Annotated in this window: 8 protein-coding genes; 1 reads left to right on the top strand and 7 read right to left on the bottom strand. The window is 62.4% G+C overall.

Annotation, left to right across the window (positions count from 1 at the left end; genetic code table 11):
• From VEK15_17430 to VEK15_17410, 5 genes are all read right to left on the bottom strand, one after another.
• Positions 1–1,163, bottom strand: a 1,163-nt coding sequence (locus tag VEK15_17430; protein ID HXV62486.1) for a TlpA disulfide reductase family protein, incomplete at its 3' end; no start/stop codon positions are given.
• A gap of 238 nt (positions 1,164–1,401) precedes the next feature.
• Positions 1,402–5,250: a hypothetical protein gene (locus VEK15_17425; protein ID HXV62485.1), complete on the bottom strand. Its 3,849-nt coding sequence runs from the start codon at positions 5,248–5,250 to the stop codon at positions 1,402–1,404.
• Between the two features lie 169 nt (positions 5,251–5,419).
• Entirely contained in the window at positions 5,420–8,488 is a 3,069-nt protein-coding gene (locus VEK15_17420) for a hypothetical protein (protein ID HXV62484.1), read from the bottom strand.
• 224 nt (positions 8,489–8,712) lie between these two features.
• The gene (locus VEK15_17415) at positions 8,713–9,246 is read right to left on the bottom strand and encodes an RES family NAD+ phosphorylase (GenBank protein ID HXV62483.1); all 534 of its coding nucleotides are present in this window, start codon (positions 9,244–9,246) and stop codon (positions 8,713–8,715) included.
• Between the two features lie 107 nt (positions 9,247–9,353).
• Positions 9,354–9,896, bottom strand: a complete 543-nt coding sequence (locus VEK15_17410) for a hypothetical protein (GenBank protein ID HXV62482.1) — start codon at positions 9,894–9,896, stop codon at positions 9,354–9,356.
• Between the two features lie 164 nt (positions 9,897–10,060).
• Between VEK15_17410 and VEK15_17405 the strand changes: the two genes are divergently transcribed.
• Complete coding sequence (locus VEK15_17405; GenBank protein HXV62481.1) at positions 10,061–10,381, top strand: transcriptional regulator/antitoxin, MazE; 321 nt, start codon at positions 10,061–10,063, stop codon at positions 10,379–10,381.
• On the opposite strand, the gene VEK15_17400 is transcribed toward VEK15_17405, so the two are convergent.
• Complete coding sequence (locus VEK15_17400) at positions 10,368–10,631, bottom strand: hypothetical protein (GenBank protein HXV62480.1); 264 nt, start codon at positions 10,629–10,631, stop codon at positions 10,368–10,370. The two genes, VEK15_17405 and VEK15_17400, sit on opposite strands and share 14 nt — an antisense overlap.
• Before the next feature lie 148 nt (positions 10,632–10,779).
• Positions 10,780–11,732: DNA photolyase (locus tag VEK15_17395; protein HXV62479.1), on the bottom strand; the 953-nt coding region annotated here is incomplete at its 5' end.

Below are 11,732 nucleotides of genomic sequence, written 5' to 3'. Positions count from 1 at the left end.
TGAGCGTCACCGGTGGCCGGACCCGAGAACCCTGCGTAGACGGCGTGGATGGTCCCGTCGCGATTAATGAAGACCGTGACCGGGACCCCTTCGATAGGGGTGAGCCCGCCGAGCCCGTCTCTGACCAGCTCCTCGAAACTCTGCTCGGCGATCACGATGTCCCATTCGGCGCCGTGCTTTTCCTGGAAGCGAAGCACCCGTCGTTCGTTGGCGGTTTCGTCACCTTCGAACTCGAAGGCGAGGCCGACGATCTCCAGGCCTTCTGAACGGTGCTTGCGATGGAGCTCCACGAGCACCGGCGCGAGATCGTTGCAATTGGGACACCACGTCCCGAAGATCTCCACGATGACTGGTTTTCCGACATATTTCGGGCTGCGAAGGTGCTCGAGCTCGAGGCGCGTCTCGGTGCTCGTCACCCGCACGCGTTCCAGAGGGTCGGGAAGCTCGACGTCGTCGGCCCGTTCGGCGACAAAAGGATCCCAATACCTGCTGTCGAGAACCCACTCTCCGTGCATCGTGCCGTCGGGGCCGACACGTCCTTCGAGGAGAAAGGCATGGCGGCCGTCGAACGTCGACAGAACCATGCGTCTTCCGAACACATTGCCAGCGAGGAATCGCATATCTCCGTACTCGGAGGGGACTTCGATCGTCCCGGTCACGACCGAAGTGAACTCTTGGTGGAACACGCCCTTGGCGAGATCGTAGAGGTCGAACTCGAAGCGCCAGATACCGGAAACGTCGACGGGAGGTTCACGGGCCTCGTCGGAGCCAATGGCGAAACGAGTCCGCGGATCCGGCTCCGCAACCGGGCGCGCCTCGAACTTTGTGGACCCTTTTCCGACAGTAGGGATGAAGTGACTCCATGTTCCGACCGCCGCCCCATCGCCATTCTCGACGAACCGCGCCTCGATCCGGGTCTCGTAGACGGGAAAATCGAGAGTGAAACCGCTCTCGTCTCGCTCGCAGGAAGTCGGGATCGATTCCTGTCCGTTCACGATCGTCGCCGTGGCCGTCTCGCAATTCTCGGGAAGCTGAAGGAAGAAGGGAATTCGCTCGCCGTGCTCCGTGATCAACTCGGCACGGTACCATTGCGCCCGCGCGCTCCCCAAAAGGCAGCACCACACCAGAGCGGTCGAGAACAGCAGGTGCCGGGAACGATCCATCAGCGAGCCCCCGAAGTCGTTTGGCCTGGACTCGGTACTCTTCCCAGGTACTCGGACACGAGGTGCGACGCAACCTCACGGTTGAACCCGCTTTCTCGCGACGTTAACCGCCTCCAGGCTGCCACGGCCGTAAGAAGGCTATACCGTATCGTAGCGTCTAGATCAAAGGCGGCTTCGCTCGGAGCGCCTTGCGAGGCAAGATCGTTCGGGCTTCCGCGAGCGTCGGCGGAGCTTCGAGCTAATTCAGCGGGCCGAGCTCGGCGGTGAACGTCGCTCCCGGGCCGACGGAGAAGCCGTTTGCGAGCACGATGGCATTCCCGGCGTGGAACGTCACCGCTCCGGCAAACTCGGTGGCGAAGCTGGGTCCGGCGGTGATGCTGTTGGAGGCTTCGAAGAGCTCGGTCGTCGTCACGACGGCATTGCTCAGGACCAGATCGACGAAGGGCGCTGTCGAGCTTCCGGTCGCTTGGATCACGACGTCGTCGACGTACCAGCCTTCATGAAGGTTGTCCAGCCCATCCAATGTGTCGAACACGAAACGGATCGTGACCGTCTGATTGGCATAAGAGGACAGGTCCAGCCCCTTCGATTGCCAGCCGGTCGTGGGATCGCTCAACCCTCCGACGGCGAGGCCTGGAAACCCGTTGTCGGCGAGCGTGGTGAAAGGCCCTCCGGAAGAAATTTCTACCGAGGCAATGTCGGCGATGGGGGCGAGCCCTTCCGTCTCGAGAAAGTAGTTGAAGGAAAGCGAAAGGGGGTTCGGGCCGAGCGGAACCGGCGGTGAAACCAGCATCGCTCCTTCGGGAGGCCCGAACTGTCCCGGGCCCGCCACGTAATCGAAATCGGCGGGGTCACCGAAATAGAACGCCGTGCTCGCCGAATGGCCGCCGTTGCCTCCACGGTTCGTGGTCAGCTGCCAGATGAGAGTGCCGTCCGGCTTGTCGAGAAGAATGCTCGCGACGAAGCCTTCGGGGCCGCTCTCGAAATCAGCGTGAAGCAGATCGACGAGGCTGTCGTTGACGCGGAAGAACAACGTGTTGGAAACGCCTCCTCCAAACGATTCGTTGGAAACCGTGATATTCGCGAGGCCGGGTGAGACGACGTCTGTGGATGGAATCGTGGCCTCGAGCACGGTAGCACTGACGTAAGTCGTGGGGCGAGGGGAGCCGTTCCACCGAACGACGGACGGAGCGGCAAAGCTCGCTCCATTCACCGTGAGCACGAAGCTCGATTCCCCCGCGCCGATTTGGTCCGGCGAAAGGGAACCGATGCTCACGGAAGCGCATCCGGAAACACAGCCGGTCGTGAATTTCCAGAGATCGCCCTCGAACATCTGGATGCCGGCTGTCGCCACGACCCGCCAGTAGTAGGTCGTACCCGGCTGCAGCGTGCCCGGAGCGTAGTTGGTCGGAGCTTGGCCGCTCGATACCAGCGGCGGATTCGTCGTCGTACCGAAGTAGACGTCGTGCGTCACCCCCGCGGCTCCACCGACCCAGGACAAGATCGGTGTCGTCGAGACCCCGACTGCACCGTTGGGAGGCGTCGGGTCCCTCGGAAGCGGAACCGTCTGGCCGGTGATATCGACTCGCCACACGCCTCTTCCGTGCGTGAAGGCGAACAAGTGTCCCAGCGATGCGTCGAGAGCGAGCGTTTCGGTCACGACGTTCGCGAATCCGGTGTTCTCGACCGCCCAGGTTGCGCCCCCGTCGGTCGACGCGAAAACGCCGAGATCCGTACCCACGTACAGACGCGTGCCAACCGGCTCGACCAGAGGATCGACGACGATGCTGTGGACCGGAATGTCGGGAAGGCCGGTCATTCCCGACCCGTCGAGCCCGCTCCAGTTCGCGCCACCGTTGATGGTCGTCCAGACGTGAGTGCCTCCGAACGTCGAGTAGGTTGCGAAGGCGATATCGGGGTTGCTCGGATGAAACGCGAGCGACGAGACCCATCCGTCCCGAGGAAGAGTCCAAGGCCAGTCCGTCGTTCCTCCCGAGCTCAAACCGACGTCGGTTCGGTGGATGTGCCCGCAATCGGTGCCCGCCAGCACGCGATTCGGATCGGCGGGAGAAACGGCAATCGCGCTGACGAGACCTTGGCAGAACAGGGGATTTCCGAGCTCGACGAAGGTGCTCGCGTCAGTCCAGCTCTCTGCCGCGTCGGTGGTCCGCCACATCACGACCCCGCCCGTCCACAGGCGCTCGGAATCGGAGGGATCCATCGTGAAGGGGGCGATGAAGAGCCCGGTATCCACGATCCCGTTCGTCGCCGGCTGAAAAGTCGACCCTCCATCGATCGACTTGTGGAGCGACAAACCGGTGTTCTCGATGTACAGGACGTTCGTGTCGTCCGGGTCGACCGCCACATAGCCGCCGTCCCCGCCCCAGATCGTCCCCCAGTCGTTGGGCCCCGCGGCATCACTGCCGCGAACGGTCCCGTTGTCCTGGGTCCCTCCGAAGAACGTCGACCCGTCCGGATAGGGCGTGCCGTGGTAGAACTGCGTGACCCCGTAGTGGTTGTTGAGCGCCGTCCAGGCCACCGCTCCGAGCGTGGGATCGCAGCCATCGTCGCTCGTCACGACCGTTCCGGCCGTCGCGTTGTCGGTCCGAAAGACCCCACCATCGTTTCCGACGAAGAGCGTCGTGTTCGTCGTCCCATCGTAGGCTGGGTGAAACACGATGGCGTGATGGTCCGCGTGCGCATATTGGGGAAGCGACGGATCCGCCCACCAGTGGGACGCCAGGCCCCAATTCACCCCTCCGTCCTCGGAGCGAAAAAGGTCGATGCCGCCCGCCCAGACCACGTCGGGATCCGTCGGATCGACCGCGATCACGTTGTCGTACCACCCCTGGTGATAGAACGCGATAGGTCCGAAACAGCCGAAGGCGACCGCCGGGTTCGTCAGGAGCATGAGGTTGATGGCATCCACGAAGAGATCCTGGTTGCTCACCTGGGTCGTCCAGCTGTTCCCGCCGTCCGCGGATCGAAACACCGCGTGAAGCCCGTGGGTGAAGAACCCCGTGGAGTCGAGGCTCGCAGAGAGCGCGTAGACGACGTCCTGGTTCGACGGCGCGATGGCGAGCGACGTGCGTCCCATCTCCGGCTCGCTCAGCTTGCTGGTCCAAACGCCGGTTCCTCCCGCGTCGTCGTTGCGATAGACCGTCGCCGTCTCCAAAGTGCCGCAGGAGGCGAACACGACGTCGGTGGGAGTATCCGTTCGTTGCGCGAGGTCGAGGCAACCTCCAGCGACGGTCGCGCTGAGAACCTGGGTCCAGCTCGTACCACCATTGCTGGATCGGAAGACTCCGGTGCCGGTCGCGGCATAGACGCGCGCCGAATCGTTGGGACTGACGATGAGGTCGTTCACGTAGTAGAAATCGGGATTCGTGCTCGTTGCGGCCAGCTGTGACCATGATGCGCCCCCGTTGACGCTCTTGAAGACCCCGGCTCCGCGCACGGCGTCGATGTTGAAGAAGCCTTCTCCGGTGCCGGCATAGAGGACGTTCGCGTCGTCGGGATCCATGGCCATCGTGCTCACGGCGAGGTTCGGAAGGAAGTCGTCGAGTGGAGCCCAATTCGCGCCGCCGTCCACCGTCTTCCAGATCCCGCCGGAAACGCCCGCCGCATACATGATGTTAGGGGCGGACGGATCGATGAGAATCGAGCGCGTTCGCCCCCCGACGTTTCCCGGTCCGAGCTCCTCCCAGGTGTCGAGACTCAGGGCGGAAACACTGGGAGCCGCTCCCTCGGCGTTTTCCGAAGGAAGCAGGATATCGAGGGCGGTCGAGTGCCGGGGCATCGCGCGTATGTGGTCGCGGGCGGTGAAGTATCGTGAAATGGGAATCGTCCTCGTGCCGACCGGCGCTCGCTTCTGAACGTAATAGCTCAGGGCTTCACCGGGTTGATCGAACCGGGGAGGCATGGCGCCGCCTTTTGCCCTCTTGCCGGCGAGTCGGAATCGCTCCGTGGGTGAGGGGGTGTAGGCGCTCTTTGAACTCACTCGGGAAAGACAAGCGAGACCCGATGCCAGCGCAAGGAAAGCCGTGGCAGCACCCAGGAGGGTGCGCCGCGCGAGTTTCGGGTTCATCTGCCCTGCTCCTTCGTCGACGCTGCTGACCGCCCCCGACGATCCGACCCGCGGAACGCCGCACCTTAGAATCGACTATGAATGAGCGTGGGGATTAGATGTACAAAAACACGTTAGCACATGAGCCCGGCCGAGCTCAATCGCCCCGGCTTTCCGATTCGAAAGCGAACTATCCCAGGGGCTTCGGCGCCACGGGGTACAGGCCCCGGGACGCGAGATCGCGATACAGATCGGAGGCCGTGGCAATCGTGTCGTTGAGATCGCGAATCGCGGTTTCGAGGTCTGTCTCGAGCTTTCGCATGAGTCGGGTCTGTGCTTCGGTTGGAGCCGCTGTCGCACCGAGGATGCTGCGGCGCAGCCCGGAGATGTCGCCCCGTACATCGTCTTCCGGAGGTGGCCCCGGTTCGCGCCGTCCCACACCGAAGCGCCTTCGCAAGTCCTCCACTTTGATCGACAATTCCGTGATCTCCGCGAGCTCCTGCTCCGCGAGCGCCTCCTTCACTTTGGATAACTGCTCGTGAAGATCGACGAGGCTGCTGGCGGCTTCGTTGGCTTTGCGGTTGAGCTCGTAGGCGCGGCGTGCCGCTTCGTCGTAGGCGCGCCGTTGCTCGCCGCTGATGGCGATATCGGGGTCCCCGCTCACTTCGAGCGCGGTGTTCGCTGCTTCCTTGCCGTCCACGACCAGATGCGCTTGGTACGTACCCGGCGAAACGAAGGGGCTGTCGTATCGGGGTCCGAACCCGCTTCGGTCGGGTTGACCCTTCACCTCGGGGAGCGGTGCGAGGCGCAGGTCCCAGCTCACGTGGTGGATGCCGGCCGTTTTCTCGACGTCGAGCTTCCGGATGACCGTTCCCGGCGTATCCCGGATCTCGATCGCAACCTCTTTGGCGTCGGCAGAAAGTCGATACGTGAGCCGACCGGCCCCGGGGTTCTCGCCCAGGAACTGTTGATCGCCTTCGAAGTCACGCATCCGATCGCCGGCGGGATTCTGCTGCACCGCGGGGGGCGCCGAGAAGACGTAGGCTTTCGATGCAGCGGCCTCGGTGTAGTCCTGAAAGGGTGTGAGGTCGTCGAGAATCCAGAGGCTCCGACCATGGGTCGCGAGGATCATGTCGTTCTCCCGCGGGTGGAGTGCGATCTCGTAGATGGGCACGGTGGGGAGGTTCGCCTCGACGCGATGCCACTCCCGCCCGCGGTCCACGCTCACGTAGACACCTCGTTCGGTTCCCAGGTACAGAACGTCAGGATTCTTCAGATCTTCGGTGAGGGTGCGGGCGACCTCGCCCTCGGGAAGGCCCGAGGCGATCGTTCGCCAGCTCTTTCCGAGATCGTCGCTGACGTAGACATGAGCGTCGAAATCGTCCAGGCGATGGCCATCGAAAGCCGCGTAGACACGATTCGCCTCGAATCGTGACGGAGCCAGGCGCGATACGTAGGTGCCCAGCGGCAAACCGGGAACGTTTTTCGTGACGTTGGTCCAGTTGACACCCGAATCCGCCGAGACGTGCACGAGACCATCGTCCGAGCCCGCCCAGTAGAGTCCTTCCTGGATCTCCGACTCCGCGAAAGTTACGAGCGTGGAGTAATCCGAGACGCCGTCGTTCTTCGCAATCGTGATGTCCTTGCCATGGATACCCATCAGCTCGATCTCGTCCCGGTCGGCGTTCGTCGTGAGATCGGGGCTGATCGCTGCCCAGAGGTGGCCGCGATTCTCCGACCGGAATACCTTGTTGGCGGCGACGAAGATCGTCGCCGGATCGTGGGGCGAGAGCAGCATCGGCGTGTCCCAGTTCCAGCGAAGCTCGGGCTCGCCCTCTTCGGGCTCGGGTCGGATCGACTGCCGTTCGTTGGTCACGCGGTCCACGCGGTTCATGCGCCCGTTCTGGGACTCGGCGTACAGGACGCGTGGGTTGTCCGGGTCGGCGAGCGCGACGAAGCCGTCTCCGCCTCCGATGATGAACCAGTCGTCATTGGCGATCCCGTCGCGGCTTCGCACCTGGCTCGGGCCGCACCAGGTGTTGTTGTCCTGCAGACCGCCGCAGACGAAGTAGGGCGCGTTCATGTCGTAGCTCACGTGATAGAACTGGCCGAGCGGCATGTTGTCCAGCCAGACATAAGTCTCGCTCCGGTCGTAGGAGATGCCGACCCCCCCGTCGCCACCGAGAAGGACGTGGTCCGGATTCGCGGGATTGATCCACATCGCATGAAAGTCGACGTGAATGCGCGCGGCGCCCTCGTCGTGGAACGTCCGGCCCCCGTCATCGGAGACGTGGAGCCGCGTCCCGAGGACGTAGATGCGCGAATCATCGATGGGATCGATCCGGATCTGACTGAAGTACATCGGCCGCGGGTTGAGCGAAGAGAGCTTGGACCAGCTCGCCCCGGCGTCGTCGGTACGATAGACGCCACCCGCCTCCGGATGCTCGATTCGGGCGTAGAGGACATTCGGGTTCTTGCGGTAGATGTCGAGACCGATGCGACCCATGGGCCCTTCGGGAAGGCCCTCGGTGAGCTTGTCCCAGCTTCGACCCCCGTCGGTCGTCTTGTGAATCGCGCTTCCCGGACCGCCGCCGTTGAATCCCCAAGTTGCACGCCGTCTCTGATAAGTTGCCGCGTAGAGCACTTTGGGGTTTCTCGGATCCATGACGAGCTCCGTGGCGCCCGTGTCGTCGTCGACGTGGAGAACCCGCTCGAAGCTCGCTCCCCCGTCGGTCGTCTTGTAGACGCCTCTCTCGCCTCCCGCGCCCCACAGGCTTCCGAGCGCAGCGACATAGACGATGTCCGAATCTGTCGGATCGATGACGATCCGAGCGATGTGACGTGAAGTGGTGAGACCCATGTTCGTCCAGGTCTTGCCTCCGTCGGTCGACTTGTAGATCCCATCGCCCCAGGATGAGCTCTGGCGGTTGTTGTTCTCGCCCGTTCCCACCCAGACGAGATTGGGATCGTAAGCTGCGATGGCGACGTCCCCGATGGAGGACGTCGTCTCGTTATCGAAGAGCGTCTCGAAGGTCGTGCCGTTGTTCGTGGTCTTCCATAACCCGCCCGTCGCCGTAGCGACGTAGAACACGAAGGGATTCGACTCCAGCACCGCGAAGTCGTCGATCCGTCCCGCGGGCGTGGCCGGTCCGATCTCGCGGAACCGGAGCCCATCGAAAGGACCGCGCTCGTTGGCGGCGGCGGCGGTCGTGATCGCGTGAATCGATACAGCCAAGACGAGTGTCCGATGCGAGGTCATGCCTCCTCCTCGAGGGCGGAGATTCTATCAGGCTCGCGGCTCGGTGCGGCGATGGCCCACGAACGACGGTCGAGCCAGTCAAATGTGCACGTCACGATTGTGGGTGACAAACTGGGATCAAGCCACTCGACGGTCTGCCCGACACACTCTCAGAAGTCCTCGAAGCGACCACGTTCGAGAACTTCGATAGCGTCCGGTCGTTTCGAAAGAATCTGCGATCGTGATTAGGAATCGATCACCCGGAGTTGGGAAACACGCGGAGTTGGCAGAACGCGTATGCCGCACGCATCACCTAGCATCTTTCGAAGGGACTCATCAATGACGAGCTCGCGCCCACGCTTCCAGCCCGGTCGCAGACCTGCTTTCCCGAACAAGCCGATACCAACCCCTTTGACGGACGGATCGTGCCGGAGCTGGTAGCGTACGCCGTGAGCGCCCACTCGCCTCAGGGCGGCAGCCCACGCCTGAGGCATCTCATAGGGCACGACCGTGTGTATCTCTGCGGTGACGCCGAACCCGGTCGCTCGTCGATCTGCGAGATTCGCCAGTCGATGGGGGCGCGGGACGGAGAGTCGTCTCAAGCGACGGTCATCCAGGAATGTCTTTGATACGGCACCGCTGCTCATTTCCGGTCCAATGAGCTCGAGCATCGCCCCCAATGCGTCCATCGCCAGATAACAGGTCCCTTCGGGAGCGGGAAGGTCGAATCGTCCATCCATGGAGCTCGAGAACCACCACGGTTCCCGTCCACGTCGCACAACGCGCCAGAGATTGCTGTCCGGCCCGAGAGTTCGCCAGGGAAAACGTTCGAGCCGGGAGATCTCCTCGGGCGGATTTCCTAGAGAGAGGCGCTGCCGAGAATGGGTCACTGCGCGAAGCGTGCTGCTTGAGCGCGCGCAAGCTCAACCACGTCTTGACGCGGCCCCCTCGATGCCAGGGCCTCAATGACCGACCGACCACCGAGCGATCGCTGCGACGCCACCAGCCACCCAGCTACGGTCCACTCATCGACGTCCTTGGGGTCGAAACACTGAAGCACCTCCGCCAGCCCGGAGAGCACATCATTATGCGCGTCGAACTGAAAGGTGGGGTAGACGTAGCTGCCGTCCTCGGTACGTAGCCCGAGAAGGGTACGCCGTTCCCTTCGCTCGGCAATTGCCTGCCGAGAGATATCCCCCAGAAGCTTCGCGACCCTCGAAGTGGAATAGAAGGGCCCGAGCAGGTCGTCCCAGTCGGACGGCGCAGGAACTGTGGCCAACATACGATTGGCAATTTCCTCGGCCGTGCCCAGGTCTTCGAGGGAACGGCCCCGTTCCGCATAGCTTTCCGCTAGATTGGTGAGTGCATGCCGCAATTGCCTGGCCACTTTCTCAACGAACGGCGAGCGCTCCACGATTTGATTTCCCATCCTGGTCTTATGCTATCAGTACCGGGCGTCGTGCGTCAAGGGCGTCAGGGTAAGGGTGTCAAGGAACCCAGTCCAAAGTAAACGATGGACAATTTGATCCAGAGGGTTTTGGTGCTCGACTGTCCTTGCGGAGAACCTCGGGTTATGCTTTGGATAGCCAGGGTGTGAAAACCGTGATCACCAAGGTCCAGAAGTGGGGAAACAGTCAAGGCATTCGTCTGAGCAAGGAGCTACTTTACGAGGCCGACATCGATGTGGGGGACACCGTCAAGGTGGTGGGGAGCAGGGGTAGGCTCATCGTGACACCCGTTTGCACCGTGCAAAGAAGGTACGACCTGGATAAGCGGGTAAAACGTATCCCCAAAGACTACGAGTCCGAGGAGTTGGATTGGGGCTCAAGAGGTTTGGTAGGTGGCGGCTGCGGGTTCTCGTGGAGTTCGTCCACGAGGGCGCTCGCCAAATCCGTTGCGTTCAGCCGATTCTGAGCTTGCTCGGTAAATTCATCACGGCGACGGCGAGGGCCGCGATCGTCCACGGAAGCGCGGCGACGGCGAGGCCGCCGAACAGGAGGATGCCGAGACCCTTCTGAAGCAAAGTGGACAGGGCAAGTTCGACCACGGCGCCGACGCCGAGAGGTCCGGTGACGTCGTCACAACGGGGGCACTCGAAGTTCGCGCCCGCTAGACCCGGTAGGAGGAGTGCCATCGCGATCGTGATCCAGCCGACCTTTCCCATAATGCCGAATCCAATACGCAAGCCGCATGCCAGTGAAGCTGGAAACGTAAGTTGCTTCTGTCCAACGAGTTAACATGAGATTAATCGGGGAAGCTGTAAAGATCCTGTACGGCATCAGACAGGTATTTGCTCGTTTCCGGACACCGGCTCAGTACTCGAAGAGCATAGATGCCGGCACCCGCCGTTCGAGCTCCCCGCGGCAGTAACCTCGCAGCTCTTCTTCGAGCCCCGACGCGTACGTCACCATTCCCGCTCTCTCTTCGAGGGGGCCCGCGAACAGCCGCTCCTCGGGATACAGACGCACCATGCGCTCGTAGAAATCCTTCGGTAGCCGAAAGGCACCGAGGCCGACGGAGTGGATGGCGCGTTGCGGGACGGCATCGAGAACGTCCTCGAACAGCTCGCGGTAGCCGTCCCGGTACCGGGGATACAGCACGAGCGGGTCGAACCGAAGGCCCAGCCTCCAGCCGCGTTCGGCGAGCCGTCGCATCGCGGCGACGCGATCCGCCACCTTAGGCACGCCCTCTTCGAGGAGGCTTCGAATCTCTTCGGGCGTGAAGCTGAAGGCCACGATGCAATTCTCGAATGGCTCGCGCCGGAGTAGCGGGCGAATCGCGACGCTCTTGGTTCTGAGCTCGAGCACGAGGCGAGGCCGGGAGGCGAAAAACGTCAAGAAGGAATCGAGGAAACCGGTGATGCGATCGAGGGCGAGGCTGTCGCCATCGTAGCCGGAAAAGAAATACACGTCGTCTTCGGGCCAGGACGCTGCCGTGTCCTGGATGGCTTCTCGAAATTCTTCGTAATTGACGAAGACGACGTAGTGGGCCGAGCGGAACATGCCCTGAAGGAAACAATAGCGGCAGTCATACAGGCAGTTCAAAACGTGCGAGAAGTAGAAGTTGTGCTGGCCCCCGATTCCGTAAGGCGCTTCCATCACCAGGTTTCCCTGCTTGCGGGCGAGTATCAGTGATGGACGTCGTTTCTGGAGTCGGAAGCTCTGTCGGGTGCGGTTGAAGACTTCACTGTAGCGTTCGACCGGAACGACGGTTGCCCTCGGATATCTCGTGAGGATTGATCGTGTCCTGGCCGTATCGACGACAT

Source organism: Vicinamibacteria bacterium (genome assembly GCA_035620555.1).
Classification (GTDB): Bacteria; Acidobacteriota; Vicinamibacteria; order Marinacidobacterales; family SMYC01; genus DASPGQ01.
This window is presented reverse-complemented; position numbering and strand designations above follow the sequence as displayed.